Genomic DNA, 22,292 nt, shown 5'->3' on the forward strand with positions numbered 1-22,292 from the left:
CGCGTCAGCGCATCCAGCGCGGCGAAGGGCTCGTCCATCAACAGCACGCGCGGCTTCATCGCCAGCGCGCGGGCGATCGCGACGCGCTGCTTCATGCCGCCGGACAGCTGATGCGGATAGGCCGACGCGAAGTCCGCCAGGCCCACGCGGGCGAGCCAGTCCCCCGCCTGCTCCAGCGCCACCTTGCGCGGCGACGACCCCGAGGCGATCAGCGGGAACGCGACGTTCTCCAGCACCGTCTTCCACGGCGGCAGTTGGTCGAATTCCTGGAACACCGCGATGCGGTCCGGCCCGGGTCCGTCGATCGGTCGGCCGTCGACGAGGATCCGGCCCTCGGCGGGCGCGATGAAGCCGCCGACCGCCTTCAGGAGCGAGGACTTCCCGCAGCCCGACGCGCCAAGCAGCACGAAGCGCTCCGACGGCATCACGTCGAAGCCGACGCGATGGGTCGCGCGGATCGGGCCGCGCTCGCCGCGGTATTCGAGGCTGACGCCTTCCACCCTCAACCGCGCCTGCTGCGCCAGCGGCACGCCCGCCGCCTGGCCGCCGGCCTCGCACACCTCGCAGCCAGGCCGGGTGTCGATCGCGTCAAGCCGTTCCAGCACCGCGCTCATGCTCAGCTCCCCGCCGCGTTGTGCGGATCGTCGAAGAAGTAATCCTGCGCGGAGGCCGGCTTGTTCTTGATCGCGCCGATCCGATGCATGAAGGACGCCAGCGCGAAGGTGTTCTGCGGCGTGATCTTGAACTGCACCTCCGGGTTCTTGATCACCTTCAGCAGCAGGTCCTTGGGCACCTTGGAGTTCTCGTTGCGGATGTAGATGTCGGCCGCGCGCTCGGGGTGCTTCGCGATGAAGTCCGCCGCCTCGGCCAGCGCGCCGACGAAGGCCTTGTAGGTCTTCGGGTTGTCGCGCCGGAACTTCTCCGTCGTGTACAGCACCGTGGCCGACGCCGGCCCGCCCAGCACCTCGTAGCTGCTGAGCACCACATGCACGTTGGGATTGCCCGCCAGGCCCTGTTCCTGGAACGGCGGGTTGCCGAAGTGGGCGTTGATCTCGGTGCCGCCCTTGATCAGCGCCGCGGTCGCTTCCGGATGCGGCAAGGCGACCTGCAGGCGGTCCAGCCGGTTGAACTGTGCATCGCCCCAGCGCCTGGCCGAGGCCAGCTGCAGGATGCGCGACTGCACCGACACGCCCACCGCCGGCAGCGCGATGCGGTCCTTGTCGCTGAAGTCGTCGATGCTCTTGACGGCGGGATTGCTGCTGGTCAGGTAGTACGGGAAGTTGCCCAGCGAGGCGATGCCGCGCACGTTCTGCCGCCCCTGCGTCTTGTCCCACAGCGTCAGCAGCGGGCCGACGCCCGCGCCGGCGATGTCGATGCTGCCGGATAGCAGCGCCTCGTTGATCGCCGGTCCGCCGGACAGCTGCACGCGCTCGACCTGGATGTCGACGCCGGCGGCCTTGCCGTGCTTCTCGATCAGCTGCTGATCCTGGGCAACGTTGAGCAGCAGGTAGACGATGCCGAACTGCTCGGCGATGCGGAGCTTGCCTTCCGCCTGCGAGGCGGTGCCGGCCAGCGCGAGCGCCAGTCCGAGGGCGGCCATCAGGGGTTTCTTGAAGAAAGAGGTCATGGCAGGGAAGTGGAGGCGGGTGAAGCACGCGAAGGGGTGGGTCATCCCACCGGAACGTCGCCCTCGATGGTGGTGCGGTGGAGGTGGCGGCGCAGGGAATCCGGACAGCCCGCGGCCAGGTGCAGCAGCGAGCGGTTGTCCCAGAACACCAGGTCGTGCGCCTGCCAACGGTGGCGATAGACGATGCTCTCCCGGCTGCTGTGCTGGAAGAGCTGCGCCAGCAGGTCGCGGCTTTCGTCCTCGGGCAGGTCCAGGATGCGCGTCGTGAAGTGCTCGCTGACGAAGAGCGCGCGTCGGCCGGTCTCCGGGTGGATGCGCACGACCGGCTGCGACACCGGCTTGACCTCGGCGATCTGCGCCGGCGTCAGCTTCGGGCGCCAGGGATTGCGCGCCCGCAGTTCCTCGTACTTCGCCAGGTAGCTGTGCTCCGCCCGCTTGCCGGCGACCGCGGTCTTCAGCGCCAGCGGCAGGCCGTCGTAGGCGAGATGCTGGTTCGCGAAAAGCGTGTCCCCGCCCTCCGCGGGCAGTTCCTGCGCATGCAGCAGCGAACCCAGGCTGGGGCGCTCCTTGTAGGAGAGGTCGGAATGCCAGTACTGGCCGGCGTCGCCCAGCCCGACCGGCTGGCCCTGCGCATCGCGGAGGTTGGACACCTGCAGGATCTCCGGATGGCCCGGCAGTTGGAAGTTGCGCAGCACATGAATCTGCAAGGGCCCCCAGCGCCGGCTGAAGGCGATGTGCTGCGCGGGCGTGATCCGCTGGTCGCGGAAGACGAGGACGTGGTGGTCCAGGTGCGCGCGGTGGAGTCTCGCGAAGTCGGCGTCGTTCAGTGGCCGAGCCAGGTCGAGCCCCAGCACCTCGGCGCCAAGCGGCGCGTCGAAGGCCTGGATCTGGAAGGCCTGCGAGGGCTCGTCGGCGTCTTCCACGAACGCGGCGGGCCGCGGCGGCGGGACGGTCAGGGGCGGGGCGAGGGCTGTCATGGGCGCCGACTCTAGGCAGCGCGCTTCCTCGCCGGAACGAAGGTCCTGGCATGTCCAACTGCGCCCATCGCATATCGAAGCCAGTCCGGCGGCGGGTGCGTCAGTCGCCCGGCGGAGCCCGATGTCCGGCGCATTCGACACGGAAAGCCCCGTTTGCAATCCAGTTACAGACAGCTGCGTATAGTGTCGTCCTTCCCTATCTGGGTGAGACCACAACCAAAATGAGCCATCGCTCCCCCATGAAACAAGTCATCTGCGTCAAGTGGGGCACCGCTTACGGCCCGGAATACGTCAACCGCCTCTACGGCATGCTGCGCCGGCATGTGACCGGCGATTTCCGCCTGGTCTGCCTGACGGACAACGCCGAGGGCCTGCGCCCGGAGGTGGATGCCTACCCGCTGGAGGAGCTCGGCTGCGAATGGCCGAAGAAGTCCCTGGGCAAGTGGCGCAAGCTGGTGATGTGGAGCGCCGACCTGGGCCAGAAGACCGGCCTGTCCGGCCCGGTGCTGTTCATCGACCTGGATTCGGTGATCGTCGACAACATCGACGGCTACTTCACCCACGGCCATCCCGACGATGTGGTGCTGGCCCGCAACTGGGCCAAGCCGATGCAGCGCCTGGGGCAGACCTCGGTGTTCCGCTTCCCGGTCGGCAAGTACCCGCACATCATCGAGAAATTCCGCGCCGACCCCCAGGCCGTGGCCGACAAGCATGGCTTCGAGCAGCACTGGGTGACCGCGTCGGTGCCCGGCGGCATCAAGTTCTGGCCGCACCTGTGGACGCGCCATTTCCGCCTGCACTGCCTGCCGGCCTTCCCGCTGCGCTACTTCAAGCCGGCCAAGCTGCCGGCCGGCGCGCGCATCGTGACCTTCCCGGGCGGCCCGAACCCGGCCGACGTGATGCTGGGCCGCTGGAACACCCAGGACCCGCCGCACGAGAAGCCGTGGGACCACTTCCGCGCCGCCTTCGCTGGCGGCGTCAAGCACCGCTGGCGCCATCTGCGCAGCTACGTGCTGCCCACCCCCTGGCTCACCCAGCATTGGGTGGAGTGACCCCCGTCGGGCGTGTGCACGCGGCCCTCACTGGGCCGATTTCGGGGCGAGCCAGGTCCTGGATGACCTCCAGCGCGGTCTTGACCTTGAAGGGCTTGAGCATGATGCGGCGCACCTGCAGCTCCTTGTAGAGCTGGGCGGTGGGCAGGTCGCAGGCCTCGGCGGTCAAGGCCACCGGGGTGGACGGCGGGCAGCGCAGGGCGCCGGCGCGCACGCTCTGCAGCAGCGCGAGCGCGTCCAGCCCCTGCCCGATGTCCAGCAGCAGGCCGTCCATCGACTGGTGCTCCAGCAGGCGCTGCGCCGCCTCGAGGCTGCTGGACTCATGCACCTGCGCGATGCCCAGCTGCCGCGCAACCATCGCGACCGTGCGGCGGAACAGCGAATGCGGGTCGACCAGCAGCAGCTGGGGCGGCGCGACGGCGCTCATGAACCCGACTCCGCGGCCTTCCCGAGCAGTTCGGAGACCACCACGTCCCGCAGGCTCATGAGGATGGCCAGGTCGGTGTCGTCCAGCGTACGGCGGCGCCGGTCGATCAGGCACAGGGTGCCGACGCGGACGCCCGGGCGGATCTCCAGCGGCGCGCCAGCGTAGAAGCGGATGTGCGGCGGCCCCAGCACCATCGGGTTATCCGCGAAACGCGGATCCTGGGTGGCATCGGACACCACCATCACCTCCGATACATGGATGGCATGGCCGCAGAAGCTGCTGCGCCGGTCGGTCTCGCACACCGCCAGGCCGAAGCGGGCCTTGAACCACTGGCGGTCGTCGTCGACCAGGCTGATCAGCGCGATCGGCACGCCGAACTCCTCGGCGGCGAACTCGACGATGCGATCGAAGCGCTCCTCGGGCGGCGTGTCCAGGATCAGCAGCTCGCGCAGCGCCTGGATCCGCTCCGCTTCGTTCGCGGGGATCGGGGCAGTCATCATGGAGGCGGTTCCTCGCTCTTGCGGTGGGGTTCGTGCTCCCTGCGCAGCCTAGCCGACTCCCCCAGCGCTCGCCACCACCCTCGTCCATCGGAGGGAGGACAGCGCGGCCTGTCGCACGCGGCCGGTGCCCGTCCCATATGAGCCGGCCGACGCTGCTCACTTGCATTCCGCATTGGCGACGACGAGCGACCCGCACCAGACTCCGTTCCACGGGGCGCGCCCATGTCGCCCCCGCCGGCGGCGGCAGTAGGGTCGCCGGGAAGGCATGGTGAAAGCCCAGGTCGCGACCGGGGGCCGCCCTCGGGGTCTTGGGGGAGGCGCTTCCGGCGGAGCCCGATCGCGGTCCTGGCGCCTTTCATCCCGCCCGCCTCGCATATTCGATATGCGAGATAAGCAAATGCTCAAACAATCGTTCCTGGAATAAGGACTGTTTGGCAAGCTTCGCAGCCCGACCTTCAACGTCGCCGGCTCCGCCTGCTTGCCATGTTCCAGAACAACGCCCACAAGAACCGCTCCCTGTTCTCCGCCACGCGCCGCCGGGCCCTGATGCTGGCCGCCGCGGCGCCGCTGCTGGGCGTGCCGATGCTGGCCTCGGCCGAGCAGCCCACGACGCTGCTGAACGTCTCCTACGACGTGGCGCGCGAGCTCTACAAGCAGATCAATCCGGCCTTCGTCGCCGCGTACAAGGCCAAGACCGGCCAGACGATCACGGTGAACCAGTCGCACGGCGGCTCGTCCAAGCAGATCGGCTCGGTGATCGGCGGGCTGGAGGCGGACGTGGTCACGATGAACCAGGCCACCGACGTCGACACGCTGGCCGAGAAGGGCCTGACCGGCGCCGACTGGCGCAGCAAGTTCCCCAACGGCGCCGCGCCCTACAGCTCGACCATGCTGTTCCTGGTGCGCAAGGGCAATCCCAAGGGCATCAAGGACTGGGCCGACCTGGCCCGTCCCGGCATCTCGGTGATCATTCCCAACCCCAAGGTGACCGGCAACGGCCGCTACGGCTACCTGGCCGCCTGGGGCAGCGTCATCGCCAAGGGCGGCAGCGACGCGCAGGCCCGGGACTTCGTCTCCAAGGTGCTGGCCAACGTGCCGGTGCTGGACGGCGGCGGCCGCGGCGCCACCACCACCTTCACCCAGCGCGGCATCGGCGACGTGCTGCTGACCTTCGAGTCCGAGGCCGAGCTCATCGAGAACGAATTCGGCAAGGGCAACTTCGAGGTCGTCGCGCCCAGCATCTCGGTCGAGGCCGACGCGCCGGTGGCCATCGTCGACAAGGTCGTCGCCAAGAAGGGCTCGGCCGCGCTGGCCAAGGCCTACCTGGACTTCCTGTGGACGCCCGAGGGCCAGGAAATCATTGCTCAGAACAACTTCCGCCCGCGCGATCCGGCGATCTTCAAGAAGCACGAGAAGCGCTACGCGCCGATCAAGCTGTTCAGCGTCGACCAGACGCTGGGCGGCTGGGCCAAGGTCGGCAAGACGCACTTCGCCGACGGTGGCACCTACGACCAGATCATGGCCGCGCGCCGCTGATCGAAGCCCGCGCCGTCCGCCCTCCCCGCCGACTCCTGACCGACTGATCCGATGAACACCGCCGTGCTCCCCGCGACGCAGGCCGCCCCGGCGCCCGCCCGCAAGCGACGCCGCGTGCTGCCCGGCTTCGCGCCGACGCTGGGCTTCACGCTCTTCTACCTTTCGCTGCTGGTGCTGATCCCGCTGTGCGCGGTCTTCCTGAAGTCCGCCGGCCATGGCGTCGAGGCCTTCTGGGCCGCGGCCACCTCGCCGCGGGTGCTCGCGTCCTACCGCCTGAGCTTCGGCGCGGCGCTGCTGGGTGCCTTCATCAACGTGATCTTCGGCTTCATCCTGGCGTGGTCGCTGGTGCGCTACGACTTCTGGGGCAAGAAGCTGGTGGACGCGCTCATCGACCTGCCCTTCGCCCTGCCCACCGCCGTGGCCGGCATCGCCCTGACCGCCCTGTACGCGCCCAATGGCTGGATGGGCCAGTGGCTGGAGCCGCTGGGCATCAAGGTCGCCTTCACGCCGCTGGGCGTGCTGGTGGCGCTGATCTTCATCGGCCTGCCCTTCGTCGTGCGCACGGTGCAGCCGGTGCTGGAGGACCTGGACACCGAGCTCGAGGAGGCCGCCGCCTCGCTGGGCGCGCACCGCTGGCAGGCCTTCCGCCTGGTGGTACTGCCGATGCTGACGCCGGCGCTGCTGACCGGCTTCGCGCTGGCCTTCGCGCGGGCCGTGGGCGAATACGGCTCTGTCATCTTCATCGCCGGCAACATGCCGATGGTCAGCGAGATCACGCCGCTGATGATCATCACCAAGCTCGAGCAGTACGACTACGTCGGCGCTACCGCGATCGCGGTGGTGATGCTGGTGTTCTCGTTCGTGCTGCTGCTGGGCATCAACGGACTGCAGGCCTGGAGCCTGCGCCGCAACGGACTGGACGGGAAGCGCTGACATGGCCGGATCCGCCGCATCGCTCGGCCGGGCCCGCTCGGCCGGTCACTATCAAGGGAACCCCGCCACCGCGGAAAAGCGCTGGGTGCGCTACACGCTGCTGACGCTGGGGCTGGCCTTCTTCGCGCTGTTCCTGCTGCTGCCGCTCGCCGCGGTGTTCACCGAGGCGCTGCGCAAGGGCTGGGACACCTACCTGGCCTCGCTGATCGAGCCCGACGCCGTCTCCGCGATCAAGCTGACGCTGATCGCCGCGGTCATCGCAGTGCCGCTGAACGTCGTCTTCGGCGTCAGCGCCGCGTGGGCGATCACCAAGCACGACTTCCGCGGCAAGCAGCTGCTGATCACGCTGATCGACCTGCCGTTCTCGGTCTCGCCGGTGGTGGCGGGCCTGATCTACGTGCTGATCTTCGGCGCGCAGGGCTGGTTCGGGCCCTGGCTGTCGGAGCACGACATCAAGATCATCTTCGCCGTCCCCGGCATCGTGCTGGCCACGGTCTTCGTGACCTTCCCCTTCGTCGCGCGCGAGCTGATCCCGCTGATGCAGGCGCAGGGCCGCGATGAAGAAGAAGCCGCCACCGTGCTGGGCGCCAGCGGCTGGCGCACCTTCTGGCATGTGACGCTGCCCAACATCAAGTGGGGCCTGCTCTACGGCGTGATCCTGTGCAACGCGCGCGCCTTCGGCGAGTTCGGCGCGGTGTCGGTGGTCTCGGGCCATATCCGCGGCCAGACCAACACGCTGCCGCTGCAGGTCGAGATCCTCTACAACGAATACCAATTCGCCGCGGCCTTCGCCGTCGCGTCGCTGCTCGCGCTGCTGGCGCTGGTCACGCTCGGACTCAAGCAGTTCGTCGAGTGGCAGGCCTCGCGCAATGTGATCAAGGAAGAAGCATGAGCATCCAGGTCCGCAACATCCACAAGTCCTTCGGCAGCTTCACCGCGCTGGGCGACGTCAGCCTGGACTTCCCCACCGGCGAGCTGACCGCGCTGCTGGGTCCCTCGGGCTGCGGCAAGACCACGCTGCTGCGCATCATCGCGGGCCTGGAGACCGCCGACCGCGGCCAGGTGCTGCTCGACGGCGCCGATGCCTCCGACACCCACGTGCGCGAGCGCGAGGTCGGCTTCGTGTTCCAGCACTACGCGCTGTTCCGCCACATGACGGTGTTCGACAACGTCGCCTTCGGCCTGCGCGTGAAGCCGCGCAAGCAGCGACCGCCCGAGTCGGAGATCAAGCGCAAGGTCCACGAGCTGCTGCAGCTGGTGCAGCTGGACTGGCTGGCCGATCGTTATCCGCCGCAGCTGTCCGGCGGTCAACGCCAGCGCATCGCGCTGGCCCGCGCGCTCGCCGTCGAGCCGCGCGTGCTGCTGCTGGACGAGCCCTTCGGCGCGCTCGACGCCAAGGTGCGCAAGGAGCTGCGCCGCTGGCTGCGCCGCCTGCATGACGAGCTGCACATCACCAGCATCTTCGTCACGCACGACCAGGAAGAGGCGCTGGAAGTCGCCGACCGCGTCGTGCTGATGGACCACGGCCGCGTGGAGCAGGTCGGCTCGCCGACCGAGGTCTACCAGCGTCCGGCCACGCCCTTCGTCTACGGCTTCCTCGGCGCGGTCAACCGCTTCGAAGGCCGCGTGGACAGCGGCATCGTGCGCGTCGGCGACCAGACGTTGGCGCAAGGCGCGGCCGCAGCGATCGAAGGCGCCCAGCAGGGCCTGGTGCAGGCCTACGCGCGTCCGCACGAGCTGGTGATCATCCCGACGCAGGACGCACCCGGCCTGCCCGCCACCGTCGAGCGCGTGCTGGCCTTCGGCGCCGCCGCGCGCGTGGAACTGCGCGGCGCCTCTGGCGAGCACCTGGAAGCCGAACTCAGCCGCGAACAGGCCGAGGCGCTGCAGCTGGCCTCGGGCCAGCGCGTCCGCCTGCAGGCCTCGCGCCTGAGCCTGTTCGGCATCGATCAGGCTGCTTGATCCCCCTCGATCAGCGAGCCGCAGAGCGCGCGATCCCTCGAGTCCTCCGACCATGAATCTCCAACAGCTCCGCATCGTCCGGGAGGCGGTGCAGCAGAACTTCAACCTGACCGAGGTGGCGGCGGCGCTGTTCACCTCGCAGTCGGGCGTCAGCAAGCACATCAAGGACCTGGAGGACGAGCTCGGCGTCGAGCTCTTCCAGCGCCGCGGCAAGCGGCTGCTCGGGCTGACCGAGCCGGGCAAGGAGTTGGCGGTCGTCGTTGACCGCATGCTGCAGGACGTGCGCAACATCAAGCGGCTGGCGCAGCAGTTCAGCAGTGCGGATCAAGGCCAGCTGACGATCGCCACCACGCACACGCAGGCGCGCTACGCGCTGCCGCAGGTGGTGGCGCGCTTCAAGGCGGCCTACCCGCGCGTGCACCTGGTGCTGCACCAGGGCAGTCCGTCGGAGATCGTCTCGCTGCTGCAGTCGGGCGAGGCCGACATCGGCATCGCCACCGAGGCGCTCGGCAAGGACGACGCCTTCGTCACCTTCCCGTTCTACGAATGGCGCCATGCGGTGGTCGTGCCCGAGGGCCATGCGCTCACGCGCCAGCCGCTGACGCTGGAGGCGCTGGCCGAGCAGCCGCTGATCACCTATCACGAGGGCTACACCGGCCGCGCCCGCATCGACGCGAGCTTCGCCGCCGCCGGCCTGGCGCCCGACGTGGTCATGTCGGCGCTCGATGCGGACGTCATCAAGACCTACGTGCAGATCGGGCTGGGCGTGGGCGTCATCGCGGCGATGGCCTTCGAGCCGGGTCGCGACTCGGGCCTGCAGCTGATCGACGCGAGCCACCTGTTCCCGCCCAACACGACGCGCATCGCGCTCAAGCGCGGTCACTACCTGCGCGGCTTCGCCTATCGCTTCCTGCAGGAATGCGTGGCCGAGCTGACCGAGGACGCGGTCCGCGAGGCGATGGATCCCGACGCCTGACGCTGGAGCGCAGGCGCGTCGTGCCTGCATTGCTCATGCGGGCGCCGCGGGATTGCTTATCGGAATTTGTTGGAGGACATCGGCGGCGCGGATTCGAATAATCAGTCCGCATAAGCAAGCCGCTTTCGCGACGTTCATCGAATGCCGTCGAGGCCGGCGAGCCCTCCCCCGATGTGACTGCCGACGATGAACTTCCAGCAACTCCGATCCGTCCGCGAGGCCCAGCGCCGCAACTTCAACCTGACCGAGGTGGCGCAGGCGTTGCACACCTCGCAGCCCGGCGTGAGCCGGCAGATCCGCGAGCTCGAGGACGAGCTCGGCATCGACATCTTCGTGCGCGCCGGCAAGCGCCTGACCGGCCTGACCGAGCCGGGCCGCAACGTGATGCCCATCGTCGAGCGGCTGCTGCGCGAGGCCGAAAACCTGCGCCGCGCCGGCGAGGACTTCGCCCGCGCCGACAGCGGCCATCTGCGCATCGCCGCCACGCACAGCCAGGCGCGCTACGCGCTGCCGCCGGCGGTGCGCGATTTCCGCGAGTCCCATCCCGAGGTCAGCCTGCAGTTCACGCAGGGCTCGCCGCAGCAGGTCGCACGGCTGCTGATCGACGGCGAGGCCGACATCGGCATCGCGACCGAAGCGCTGGCGCTGCATCCGCAGCTGCTGACGCTGCCGTGCTACCGCTGGACCCACACGGTGCTGGTGCCGCCGGGCCATCCGCTGGAGGCCGAGGCCAGCGCCGGCACGCCGCTGACGCTGGAGCGTCTGGCGGAGTTCCCGGTCATCACCTACGAGACCGGCTACACCGGCCGCTCGCACATCGACGACGCCTTCGCGGCGGCCGGGCTCGACCTCAACGTCGTGCTGGTGGCGATGGACGCGGACGTGATCAAGACCTACGTCGAGCTCGGGCTGGGCGTGGGCATCGTCGCGGCGATCGCCTACGACGAGGAGCGCGACCGCCATCTGCGCGCGATCGATGCGCGCCATCTCTTCGCCGACAACCTGACGCGGCTCGCGGTGCGGCGCGACGCCTACCTGCGCGACTATGTCTACGCCTTCATCGAGACCTTCGCGCCGCCGCTGACGCGTGACCTGGTCGAGCAGGCGCGGGTGTCGCCCAACGGGTCGGACTGAGAGCCGGACTGATGGCCGGAAGAATTTCCGCATGTGCTTAGCCGGACCGCACAACAAAGCAAAGCAGAAACGATTGCTTCATCGACACGAGGGCGCTTCCTAGAGTGACGGGCTCACCAGTTCACTCCCACGAGGAAGTCTCTTGAAGCCCTTCGTCGAGCACGCGGCCCGCCTCACCGGATCGGCCGCCACGCTGGCCGCCGCACTGGCGGCCGCATCTCCCATCGCCGTCCTTTCCATCGCTGTCCTTCCCGTCGGCAGCGTTCACGCCCAGGTTCCGGCCACGGCGCCCGCCCAGGACGCCAGTCCGGCCAAAGATCCCAAGGACGCCAAGGCGGTCAACGACGCGAAGGACGCGCCCTTGCCGTCGGTGGTCGTCACCGGCTCGCGCATCTCGCGCGTCAACAGCGAAGGGCCGAGCCCGGTCACCGTCATCAAGTCGGAGGACCTGGACCGGCTCGGCTACAAGAACGTCTCCGACGCGCTGAGCGGCCTGACCGAAAACACCGGCTTCACCCAGGGCGAGGATTTCGGCAACACCTTCACGCCGGCCGCCAATGCGATCAGCCTGCGCGGCCTGGGGCCCAACCACACGCTGGTGCTGGTCAACGGCCGACGCGTCGCCGACTACCCGACCGCCTACGAGGGCTCGGTCAACTTCGTCAACATCGCCAACATCCCGTCCGCGCTGATCGACCGCATCGAGGTGCTCAGCGGCGGCGCGTCCTCGGTCTACGGCTCGGACGCGATCGCCGGCGTGGTCAACATCGTGCTGAAGAAGCGGGTCGAGGGCGTCTCGGTAAACCTGCGCGCCGGCGGCACGCAGCGCGGCGGCGGGGAGAACGCCCGGGCCCAGGTCACCGGCGGCTTCGACGGCGGCCGGCTGCAGGGCGTGTGGGGCATCGAGCTCAGCGGCCGCGAGCCGATCTGGAGCCGGCAGCGCGACTTCATGGCCGACACCACGCTGGGTGGCGCGGCGCCGACGGTGGTCTTCGGCCGCCGCAACGCCACCGGCGGCGCCTACCTCACGCCCAGCGACGGCTGCGCCGCGGCCAGCGGGCTCTTCGAGGGCTCGGTCGCGCCTTATCAAGCCAGGAACGGCACCTACTGCGGCAGCGGTCGGGCCTCGCCGACCTACTGGACCACGCAGACCGGCAACCGCAGCGCGCAGGCGGCCGGGGGCCTGACCTGGCGGCTCGATGGCGGGCTGGAGCTGTTCGCCGAAGGCCAGTTCGGCTGGGCGCGGACCGAGAACAACACCCGCGGTCCGAGCTGGACCTCGGACGCCGCCGGCAAGGGCTATTTCCGCAATGCCACGACCAACCAGCTGGAGATCTGGACCCGGCGCTTCGCGCCCGAGGAACTGGGCGGCGTGGACCGCTTCAACCGCCAGTGGCGGGACGCGACGCACAACGTGGCGGTCGGCGCGCGCGGGGAGCTCACCGGCAGCTGGACCTTCGAGGTCGCGGCCAACAGCTCCTACTACCTCAACCGCACCACGACCCCGCGCCTGACGGCCGGCATCGAGTCCCTGCTGCTCGGCCCGCGCATCGGGACCGACGCGGACGGCGTGGCGATCTACTCGGCCGATCCGGCGCGGCTGTTCCGCCCGCTCACGCCGCAGGAGATCGACAGCGTCAGCGACCGCAGCTGGACGCGCAACGCGAGCTGGAACCAGCAGCTGAGCGCCTCTGCGAGCGGGGAGTGGTTCCGGCTGCCCGGTGGTCCGGTGCGGGCCGCGGTGGTGGCGGAGGCCGGCACGCAGGGCTTCCGCAACGAGGCCGACCCGCGACTGGGGCAGGGCGTCTTCTACAACACCAGCGCCTCGCCGACGGTGCGCGGCACGCGCGAGCGGCTGGCGCTGGGCGGTGAGTTGAACGCGCCGATCACCCGGCAGCTGACGGCCACCGTCGCCGCGCGCCATGATCGTTATGAATTCGCCGGTCGCAGCGACGGCAGCACGACCTACAACGCCGGCCTGGAGTTCCGGCCGCTGTCCACGCTGCTGCTGCGCGCGCAGCACGCCACCAGCTTCCGCGCGCCGGACATGAATTACATCTTCGCGCAGCAGACCAAGGGCTACTACTCGTCGTCGACCGACTACTACCGCTGCGCGCAGGCCGGCCAGCCGCTGTCGCAATGCGATTTCGCCGGCGTGTCACCAGGCTTCAACTACGTGCGCACCGGCTCGTCGGACCTGAAGTCCGAGCGCGGCCGCTCCTGGGGACTGGGCGCGGTGTGGCAGCCGGCCGCGTCCTTCGATCTCTCGGTGGACCTGTGGAAGATCGCCATCCGCGACCTGGTCACCGACCTCAGCGCCGACGGCGTGCTGCGCACCGAGGCGGACTGCCGCACCGGCGTGAAGGACGCGCAGTCGCCGACCTGCCAGGACGCGGTGGCGCGGGTGCGCCGCAATCCGCTGGATGCGCTCGTGCGGCCGGGCGAAGTGGCGGAGATCCGCGTCAACCCGATCAACGCGGCCAATGAATCGACCTGGGGCGTGGACATCGGCGCGCGCTACAGCTGGACGACGGCGACCTGGGGCCGCTGGACGGCCGATGCGAAGTACACGCGGGTCAAGAGCTTCAAGTACCAGCAGTTCGCCGGCGACGACAACCGCAACCTGGTGGGCACGCCGGACTTCGGCGACTGGCCGAGCAAGCTCAACGCCAGCCTGTCCTGGCAGGTCGGCGACTGGACGCACACGCTGGCCGCGCAGCGCAACGGCCGCATCGCCCGCGAGGCGCAGGACGGCTGGCTGGGCCCGTACTGGAACGTCAACGCGAGCACCGCCTGGCAACTGGACAAGCGCACTCGCGTCAGCGTCATCGTCAACAACCTGTTCAACAGCATCCGCCGCGATCCCAGCGCGACCTGGCCGTACTACCCGGTCGGCTACTACCTGCCGCATGGGCGGCAGGGCTGGATCGAGCTGGACTACCGCTTCGGCGGCTGAGCGCGGCGGCCCCATCCGTCGATCCGACTGCTGGCGCGACCCCGCGCTGGCTTGCGGGCCGCTCCTCACGAGGGAGCGGCCCTTTTTCCAGGCAAGGCTGCAAAGCAAAGCAGATCTTCTTCGTTCCCTTGGCCGGTGCGCTTGCCTACATTGGGCGCTCCCCTCAACCCCCCGTGAAGAGAAGACTCCCGTGAACGCACTCCGACGCACCGTCTCGCTGCTTGCCACCGCCGCTCTGCTGGGGGGTGCCGCGCTGATGCCCCAGGCCCATGCGCAAGGCGCGGTCACGCTGCTCAACGTCTCCTACGACCCGACGCGCGAGCTGTACCAGGACTTCAACGCCGCGTTCGCGAAGTACTGGAAGGCCAAGACCGGCGAGACCGTGACGGTGAAGAACTCGCACGGCGGCTCGGGCAAGCAGGCGCGCTCGGTCATCGACGGCCTGGACGCCGACGTGGTGACGCTGGCGCTGGCCTACGACATCGACGCGCTGCACGACCACGGCAAGCTGCTGCCCGCCGACTGGCAGAAGCGCCTGCCGAGCAACGCGTCGCCGTACACCTCGACGATCGTCTTCCTGGTGCGCAAGGGCAATCCCAAGCACATCAACGACTGGCCGGACCTGGCGCGTGGCGGCATCGACGTGATCACGCCCAACCCGAAGACCTCGGGTGGCGCGCGCTGGAACTACCTGGCGGCCTGGGCCTATGCGCTGAAGCAGCCGGGCGGCAACGCCGAATCGGCCAAGGCCTTCGTCAAGCGGATCTATGCCAACACCAAGGTGCTGGATTCCGGCGCGCGCGGCGCGACGACGACCTTCGTCGAGCGCGGCATCGGCGACGTGCTGATCGCCTGGGAGAACGAGGCCTACCTGGCGGTGAAGGAGCTGGGGCCGGACAAGTTCCAGATCGTCACGCCCAGCCTGTCCATCCTGGCGGAACCGCCGGTGTCGGTGGTGGACAAGACGGTGGACAAGAAGGGCACGCGCAAGGTGGCGCAGGCCTACCTGGAGTACCTGTATTCGCCGGAGGGCCAGGAGATCGCCGCGAAGAACTACTACCGTCCGCGTGACCCGAAGGTCGCCGCCAAGTACGCCAAGCAGTTCGCGCCGGTGAAGCTGGTGACGATCGACGAGGTCTTCGGCGGCTGGCGCAATGCCCAGAAGACCCACTTCGACGACGGCGGCGTCTTCGACCAGATCAACGAGAAGCGCTGATCCGGCGCCTCGAGCAAGAACACCTGTTTGTCTCCTCGGTCGGTCTCGGGCGCCGCGCAAGCGGCGTCACAGGCAATCAGACCGTTCGCTCTGTGCGAGCAGCCCCGCTGGCGATGGCCGGTGGGGCTTTTTTTTGTCCTGACGTTCTCGTAGCTACCCCATGAACATTCGTGAATGGGGAACGGCCCTTGCTAGCGGGAGACTCCGGAGCGCCGCGTCATCGCTGCGGCGCCCGAGCCTTCGCATCGTTGAAGGAGTTTTCGCGCCGGCTAGGTTCGATGCCGAGACCGCACATAAGGTCTGTGGAACGTCTTCGACACCGGCGCCGACCGCCGGCACACCTGGCAGTACAGATGACCATCAACAATCTTCGCAATCTCTTCCGGACGAATCGCACGCCCTCTGCGGAATCCAGTAGCTCGCCAGCGCAACGCCAAGAGACGGCTCCCGAGGCACGAGCCTCGCAGAACGCGCCAGCATCGCCTTACGGTATTCCGACCGGGCGGCGCCATCAGGCTGCGGCCACGGCTGAAGATGGACGCAGGCATCGAGTGCAGATCGGCAATCCCACGCCACGCAGCGATGCAGCACGCCCCGCTGGGGCGGCAGCTGGCGCGACCGTGGCTGGCCCTGGGCGCATGCCAAACCGTGAAGTGATGGAAGGCGCGTTGCGCCTATTGGGTGGGACAGACCGCTCCAACATCACAGGCATGAGCCATCGAGAGGTGCTCCACGTGACCAATCACGTCCACCAGATCGCCATGCTGCCCGCATCTCGCCTCGACCCACGGGTCGTCGAAGCTGCGCAGCGAGGCAGCGGCAGCGCGGAACAACTGGTGCGCAACCTGTTGGCGTTGGTGACGTCAGACTCGCCGATATTGCCGCGAAGCCAGAGATCGGAAATACGTCCTGGCGATCAGTTGTTGGCCTCGGCCCCCGCAAATCAGCCTGATCGGGCGACCAACCGCCCCAGCCATACAAACATGCCCAGGCAGGACGTCCAGTCCAATGCCGACCGTCGCACAGCGATGTTGCATGACGCCATGGACATGCTCACCGGCATGCACGACATCGACTTGACGGCCGTGGCGGGCCGCAACACGCAAAACCTGGTCGATCATCTGCAGGACATCCACTCGCCGCCCTCTGGCGGTCTGAATGCGCAGGTGGCAAGGGCCGCGACCCGGGCGAACGGCGACCCCGAGCAGTTGGTGCTCAACCTGCTGCGTCTTGTGACCAGGAAAGAACCGGTGCTGTCCACACGAGCGACCTCATCGGTTCAGCCGCCGACCGTGCCGAGCGCAGAAGTGATTGGTGACGCCGTCGTGCTGGTGGCGCGCGGCACCGGCATGCCGCAGGCCACCGAGCAAAACCGGCGCGATGTGGCCGGCCATCTGCGGGACATCGTGACGCAGCCTTTCTCGTCATTGCATGCAGGCGTGCGGCAGGCGGCACAACGGTGGCACGACAACCCGGAACAGCTGGCCAGCAGTCTGCTGACCCTTGTGACCGCGAACCCGCCGGTGCTGTCGAACAACCCGAGCCCTTCAACACAGACCGCAGACCGGCGCTCCCCGGCAGCCGACCAAGGCGAGCGCAGGAATGGAGCGCAGACCGTACAGGGCTCAAACCACGCCCGTTCGCGTGCCCGTCATCTGGACAATGGCTCGGCGACTCCGGCACACCGTGGCCCATTCGACGTGGGGCACTATCCGACCGAGCTGATGGGCGATCCGCAAAACCCGAACAACAACCACGCCCGAATCTTTTCGCGTCCGAACAACCCACGCGGGCCACGAACCTGAGTTCAGGAAGCATTGCGCCCAGACGCCCAGACCTGGACCTTGTCTCGTTGTTGCCCGCTGCCAGTTCGGTTCAGACCATCCGGGCCAGACCCAGGCCGCTGAATTTGACAGACATCGCTGGCGGGCTATTTGGCGGATTGATTGGCGAGTTGGTTGGCGTATTGGCCGGAGGGCCGGCCCGACGCTCCGCGCTCGAAGACACGCCGGGAGTGACCAACTACCGCTCCGCGGCTCCGGCGTGAAGGATGGCGGACGAGCGTCGCGGGTGATCCCCGTATGCTGCCCGCCGTGAACCCCCTTGCCTCGACCCGCGGCCGTCTCGTCGCGTCGCTTCCGTTGGCCGCCTCGCTCTTGGGCGGGGCGTCCGCGCACGCGCAGGGGGATGCCGTGGCGGTGGCGGCGGTCGCGCCGCCAGTGGTCGCCAAGATCACCTGGCTCGCCTCCGACCACGCGCCGCAGATGACCGGGGCGAGCGCGAGTGGCGTCACCGGCCACGTGATCACCTACCTCGACAGGCGCTGGCCCGGCGTCCGGCACGAGATCGTCTTCGCCAACGCCAAGCGCAGCTGGCAGATGATCGAAAACGGCGACGAGGTGTGCCGCGCCAACGTGGTCCGCACGCCGGAGCGCGAGCGGGCCGCCTACTTCATCAACACGCAACTCACGCCGCCGCCGCAACTGATCGTGCGACGCGAGCTGCTCAAGCGACTGCCGCGCAACGGCGCCGGCGAAGTGCTGCTGCCGCGCCTGCTCGCCGACACCTCGATGCGGGGCGCGCTGATCGACGGCCGCAGCTATGGGCCGGTGCTGGACGAGGCACTCGCCGCACGGCCGGCCGACAGCGCCGTCTCGCTGTACTCGCCGAAGGACTTCGGCGCGCGCCTGCTGCAGATGATCAGCCTCGGGCGCGCGGACTATTCAGTCGAACTCGACATGGCGCTGGTCATGGCCGGACATCCGGCGGACCTCGTCAGCGTCCCCATCCAGGGCGCCAGCGAGCTGGTGATGGCGGGCATCGCCTGTCCCCGCACGCCTTGGGGCCTGGCCGCGATCCGGGGCATCGACAAGGCCTATGGACGTCCCGAAGGCGCCGCCAGCCTGCGCAAGGGCCTGATGCATTGGCTCACGCCGGAAACCAAGGCCCACTACGCGGCCCGCTTCGACGCGTTCTACCGCGAACGCGCCAAGCCCTCTCGCATCGATCCCTGACGCCTCCCATCAGGCCTGGTGCTCGACGCGGTTGCGTCCGCCGTCCTTCGCGCGGTACAGCGCCTGATCGGCGCGGCCGAGCAGCTCGTCCACCCGCAGGTCCTCGGGGCGCAGGGCCGTCACGCCGAAGCTCGCCGTCAGCGACGCCGGCGGCAGGCCCGGCTGCAAGGCCATGCCGCTGGTCTCGATGTGATGGCGCAGCCGCTCGACCAGCTGCATCGCATGCTCGAGCGAGGTCTGCGGCAGCAGCAGCGCGAACTCCTCGCCGCCGAGCCGTCCCAGCAGGTCCTGCTTGCGCACGACCTGCGCGCACAGCTGCACCAGGCGGCACAGCGCCGCGTCGCCGCGCGCGTGGCCCAGCGTGTCGTTGATGCGCTTGAAGTGGTCGACGTCCATCATCACCAGCGCCATCTCCAGCCCGTAGCGCCGGCTGCGCGCCACCTCCGCCTCCGCGTGGTCCAGGAAGCAGCGCCGGTTGGCCGCGCCGGTCAGCGCATCGGTCGTCGCCAGCCGCTGCAGCTCGAGCTCCAGCCGCTTGCGGTCGGTGAAGTCGACCAGCGTGCTGAGCACCGAGGGCTCGCCGTCGTACACGACCGGCACCATCGACAGCAGCATCCACAACTCACTGCCGTCGGCCGCCAGCAGGCAGACCTCCTCGCCCTGCAGCCGGCCTTCCTCCTTGAACTTGAGCTGCATGCGCTCGCGGTCGCCCGGGTCGCGGTAGAAGCTGATCGCCGGCTTGCCGACCAGCTCATCCAGCGTCCGTCCCGCGATCACGGCCGACGGCCCATTCGCATAGACGATCAGCGCATCGCGCTCGCGCGTCACCACCATCGGGATCGGCGCGTGGTCCAGCACGGCGCGCAGGCGCTCCTCGCTGTCGGCGAGCTCGCGGGTCCGCTGCGTCACGCGGCGCTCCAGGCTGGCGTTGAGCTCCTGCAGCTCCGCCACCAGTCGCGCGTTGTCCACCGCGTTCACCACGTTGGCGCAGAGCAGCTCCAGGAAACTCACCCGCGCCTCGGTGAACACGCCGGCCGCGGCCGCGTTCTCCAGGTAGAGCGCGCCCACCGTCTGCCCCTGCTTGAGCAGCGGCAGCGCCAGCACCGAGCGCGGCGGCGCGGCATGGCGCTGGAAGTAGTCCTCCATCGTCGCCAGGCCCCGCGCGTCGACGATCAGTTCGCGTCGCCCGTCGCCGAGCACTCGACCCATGAGCGCCAGCGGCAACTGCGCCCCGGCACGTTCCAGCGGCAGTTGCTCCAGCAAATGCAGCCGGGGCTGCTCGCCCAGGGTCGCCTCGGCCTGCAGCACCCAGCGCGACGCGCCCGCCGTGCCGCTGGCCAGCACGATCGCCGCGCGCTGCGCGCCGGCGTTCTCGGCGACGACCTCCAGCAGGCGACGCAGCAGGCGCGGCAGGTCCGGCTGGCTGCTGATGGCCTGCACCGCCTTGGTCAGCGTGCTGAGGTCGGCGGCATCGGCGCGGATCTCCGTGTCCTCGGTGGCGGCCCTGGCCGACCGTCCCGGCGCATCGGACAAGGGCGCGAGCGCCAGTGCCTCGCCGGCGAGCGCGATCACGCCCCAGTCCTTCCACGCCAGTTGCAGGCGCTGACGCGCCCGGTCGGCCTGCGCTGGATCGCGCTCGCGCCACCAGTCGACCTGCGCGCGCAGCACAGCCGCGACGTCGAGCGGCGTGCCTTGCGGCCCCTCCGCCGCTGCCAGCGCCCGGTCCAGGGCCGCGGCGATCTGCGCGTCCGGTTCGCCCGCCAGCATCGCCTGCTGCGCCCGCAGCAGCGCGACGCGATCGGCCAGGTGTCCCGGTCCCGCGTCCTGCCAGCGCTGCAGGCGCCGCAGCGCGTCGTCCTCGAGCGCCTGGTCGCGCGCCCCGCCGGCCAGCGCGACGCGCTGCGCCGCCCAGGCCGCGATGAACAGCAGCAGCGATTGCGCATGCATGCCGCGGCCGGCCGCGAACAGGCCGCGAGCCTCGAGCGCCAGCCGCAGCGCGGGCTCCGGCCGGTCCGCCACGAAGTGCAGCACCGCCTGCCAGCCGTGCAGGAACATCAGCCCGGTCTGGTCCTGACGCTCGCCATAGGTGCGCGCGAACGCCTCCAGGCCGTCGAAGCCGTCCTCGGGCAACCGCGGCTGCTGCAGCGTCCGCACCAGCGCGAGCAGCGCGTCCTCGTAGTCCGCCGCCACCGGTTGGCGCATCGCGCGCAGGCGCCGGCCGTGCGTGACCAACTGCTCCTCCAGCGCCGGCAGCGGCATGCCGGACAGGAAGGCATGCGCGTCGTGCACGTACAGGCCCAGGCCCGCATGGCGCAGGTTGCCGAATTCCAGCCCATTGCGATGCGTCTGCATCAGGCCGTTCATGCTCACGCGCAGGCCCTGCACCCAGTGGCTGAGGAAGGCATGAAAGGAGAAGCCCGCATGCGCGTAGACCTGCATCCAGCCGTGCCGGCTCACGAGCTCGGTCGACATGCGGCCCAGGTCATGCGCGAAGCGGTAGTCGCCGAGGAACTCCGCGCACATCAGCCCGAGCACCGAATACGCCGACAACGCCTGCGGCACATGGCCGTGGTCCACCATCAGGCGGACCTGGAACAGCGTCAGCAAGGGCAGCAGCGCGGGCCGCACGATGTAGGCGGCGGCGGTCATCTTGGCGGCGATCGAGATCAGCAGCAGCCGCTGCTCGTCGCGCATCGGCGCGCGCGCGGCCAACGTGTCCAGCCCGATCGCGGCGATCTCGCGCTGCAACCCGGCCAGCAATTCCATGACCCGCGCCATCGGGTCGGGCCCGGCGGCGCGCGGCAGCTCCGCGCCCAGCAGCAGGAACAGCTCCAGTCCCAGGTCGACGGTCTCGGCCAGCCGCCCCTGCGCGTAGAAGGCCTCCATGCGGACTTCCAGCAGCCGCGCGCGCTGCGCGTTGTCCGCGGCATCGGCGAGCGCCGATTCGAGCAGCGCGTCCATCCGCGACGGCCGGCCCGCGAGGTAGGCCATACGCGCCGCGTGATGCAGCCAGGCGGCGCGCTGCGGCGCCAGGGGCGCCAGCTCGAGCGCGAGCTCCGCGTAGTCGGCGGCGGGCTCGAAGGCCGCGGCGTCCATCGCCTGGAACGAGGCCTGCGCGTTGAACGCGGCCAGCGCCTGGCGCTCCGCTTCGTGCGCCGGCTCGCACAGCAGCACCACGCGCTGGGCGCCCTCCTCCTCCAGGCGGCCGACCCAGTCCAGCTTCTGCAGCTGCTGGAGCACCGGTTCGAGCTGCAGCGGATCGACGCTCATGCGCTGCGACATCGCGAGCATCGACAGCCCCGACTCCCCGCCCGCGCGCGCGGCCTCGAGCTCGCGCACCACGTCCAGCGCCAGCGCCATCTGCATGCCGGGCCGGTTGCGGCGCACGCTGACGCCGCCGGCCAGCGCCGGCGCATTGGCCGCCAGGATCGCGCCGAGCAGCACGATCGACCAGCCGACGTAGATCCAGATCAGGAAGATCGGCACCGCCGCGAAGGCGCCGTAGAGCGTCGAATAGGTCGGCACCTGCTTCACGTACCAGGCCAGCGCCTGCTTGGCCAGGTGGAAGGCCACCGCGACGAAGGCCGCCCCGGTCAGCGCGTGGCGCCAGCGCACGTCGGTGTTGGGCACGTAATGGAAGAGCGCCGCGATCGCGCCCCACAGCACCACCAGGTCCACGCTGTTGAGCAGGACCACCAGGCCGCGCGGCATGTTGTCGACCAGGTCCCGGCTGTAGGTGATCAGCACGCTGGTGACGGTCAGGCTGCCGCCCAGCAGCAGCGGGCCCAGCGTCATCGCCGCCCAGTACACCAGCACCCGCTGTGCGATCGGACGCGGCCGCTGCACGCGCCAGATCTGGTTGAGCGTGCGGTCGATCGTCAGCATCAGCGACAGCGCCGTCACCGCCAGCACGATCAGGCCGACGACACCGAGCCGGTTGGCCTTGGCCGCGAACTGCGTCAGCGACATCAGCACCGGGCGC

The 22,292-nt window shown here is 69.4% G+C and carries 17 protein-coding genes; 11 read left to right on the forward strand and 6 right to left on the reverse strand.

From position 1 onward, the window contains the following. From FUT87_RS12535 to FUT87_RS12545, 3 genes are all read right to left on the reverse strand, one after another. Positions 1–614 (reverse strand): ABC transporter ATP-binding protein (locus FUT87_RS12535; protein ID WP_147241228.1); only part of this gene is annotated, 614 nt, incomplete at its 3' end. A 2-nt stretch (positions 615–616) separates the two neighbouring features. Further along, on the reverse strand, positions 617–1,600 hold the full coding sequence (locus tag FUT87_RS12540; protein ID WP_222617131.1) for an ABC transporter substrate-binding protein: 984 nt from the start codon (positions 1,598–1,600) through the stop codon (positions 617–619). 68 nt (positions 1,601–1,668) lie between these two features. After that, positions 1,669–2,604, reverse strand: a complete 936-nt coding sequence (locus FUT87_RS12545; protein ID WP_091729757.1) for a TauD/TfdA family dioxygenase — start codon at positions 2,602–2,604, stop codon at positions 1,669–1,671. A 239-nt stretch (positions 2,605–2,843) separates the two neighbouring features. Between FUT87_RS12545 and FUT87_RS12550 the strand changes: the two genes are divergently transcribed. Next, entirely contained in the window at positions 2,844–3,656 is an 813-nt protein-coding gene (locus FUT87_RS12550) for a glycosyl transferase (RefSeq protein ID WP_091729754.1), read from the forward strand. Here FUT87_RS12550 and FUT87_RS12555 read toward each other — a convergent pair. Both FUT87_RS12555 and FUT87_RS12560 read right to left on the reverse strand, forming a co-directional pair. After that, the gene (locus tag FUT87_RS12555; protein WP_091729751.1) at positions 3,634–4,083 is read right to left on the reverse strand and encodes a response regulator; all 450 of its coding nucleotides are present in this window, start codon (positions 4,081–4,083) and stop codon (positions 3,634–3,636) included. The genes FUT87_RS12550 and FUT87_RS12555 overlap by 23 nt on opposite strands. Beyond that, a complete protein-coding gene (locus FUT87_RS12560) occupies positions 4,080–4,583 on the reverse strand; it encodes a GAF domain-containing protein (RefSeq protein WP_147241230.1) in 504 nt (167 codons plus the stop codon). The genes FUT87_RS12555 and FUT87_RS12560 overlap by 4 nt, the downstream gene beginning before the upstream one ends. Positions 4,584–5,066: 483 nt before the next feature. Between FUT87_RS12560 and FUT87_RS12565 the strand changes: the two genes are divergently transcribed. From FUT87_RS12565 to FUT87_RS12610, 10 genes are all read left to right on the forward strand, one after another. Continuing rightward, the gene (locus FUT87_RS12565) at positions 5,067–6,119 is read left to right on the forward strand and encodes a sulfate ABC transporter substrate-binding protein (protein WP_222617130.1); all 1,053 of its coding nucleotides are present in this window, start codon (positions 5,067–5,069) and stop codon (positions 6,117–6,119) included. 51 nt (positions 6,120–6,170) lie between these two features. Continuing rightward, complete coding sequence (cysT, locus tag FUT87_RS12570; protein ID WP_091729746.1) at positions 6,171–7,052, forward strand: sulfate ABC transporter permease subunit CysT; 882 nt, start codon at positions 6,171–6,173, stop codon at positions 7,050–7,052. Between the two features lies 1 nt (position 7,053). Further along, a complete protein-coding gene (cysW, locus tag FUT87_RS12575) occupies positions 7,054–7,944 on the forward strand; it encodes a sulfate ABC transporter permease subunit CysW (RefSeq protein ID WP_147241231.1) in 891 nt (296 codons plus the stop codon). Further along, entirely contained in the window at positions 7,941–9,014 is a 1,074-nt protein-coding gene (locus FUT87_RS12580; RefSeq protein ID WP_091729738.1) for a sulfate/molybdate ABC transporter ATP-binding protein, read from the forward strand. The genes cysW and FUT87_RS12580 overlap by 4 nt, the downstream gene beginning before the upstream one ends. Positions 9,015–9,066: 52 nt before the next feature. Continuing rightward, positions 9,067–9,990: a CysB family HTH-type transcriptional regulator gene (locus tag FUT87_RS12585; RefSeq protein WP_147241232.1), complete on the forward strand. Its 924-nt coding sequence runs from the start codon at positions 9,067–9,069 to the stop codon at positions 9,988–9,990. Between the two features lie 186 nt (positions 9,991–10,176). Continuing rightward, entirely contained in the window at positions 10,177–11,124 is a 948-nt protein-coding gene (locus FUT87_RS12590) for a CysB family HTH-type transcriptional regulator (RefSeq protein ID WP_091729729.1), read from the forward strand. Between the two features lie 142 nt (positions 11,125–11,266). Continuing rightward, the gene (locus FUT87_RS12595) at positions 11,267–14,080 is read left to right on the forward strand and encodes a TonB-dependent siderophore receptor (protein WP_147241233.1); all 2,814 of its coding nucleotides are present in this window, start codon (positions 11,267–11,269) and stop codon (positions 14,078–14,080) included. 256 nt (positions 14,081–14,336) lie between these two features. Beyond that, positions 14,337–15,296, forward strand: coding sequence for a sulfate ABC transporter substrate-binding protein (locus FUT87_RS12600; RefSeq protein ID WP_091731796.1), 960 nt, complete (start codon positions 14,337–14,339; stop codon positions 15,294–15,296). Between the two features lie 638 nt (positions 15,297–15,934). Continuing rightward, positions 15,935–17,101 carry a hypothetical protein gene (locus FUT87_RS12605; RefSeq protein WP_147241234.1) on the forward strand — a complete coding sequence of 389 codons (1,167 nt, stop codon included), beginning with the start codon at positions 15,935–15,937 and terminating at the stop codon, positions 17,099–17,101. 336 nt (positions 17,102–17,437) lie between these two features. Beyond that, a complete protein-coding gene (locus FUT87_RS12610; RefSeq protein WP_186830507.1) occupies positions 17,438–18,310 on the forward strand; it encodes a TIGR02285 family protein in 873 nt (290 codons plus the stop codon). Positions 18,311–18,319: 9 nt separating this feature from the next. Here FUT87_RS12610 and FUT87_RS12615 read toward each other — a convergent pair whose 3' ends face one another. Continuing rightward, the gene (locus FUT87_RS12615; protein WP_255511795.1) at positions 18,320–22,279 is read right to left on the reverse strand and encodes a YihY family inner membrane protein; all 3,960 of its coding nucleotides are present in this window, start codon (positions 22,277–22,279) and stop codon (positions 18,320–18,322) included. Between the last annotated feature and the right edge of the window lie 13 nt (positions 22,280–22,292).

It is taken from the genome of Mitsuaria sp. TWR114 (genome assembly GCF_007997345.1).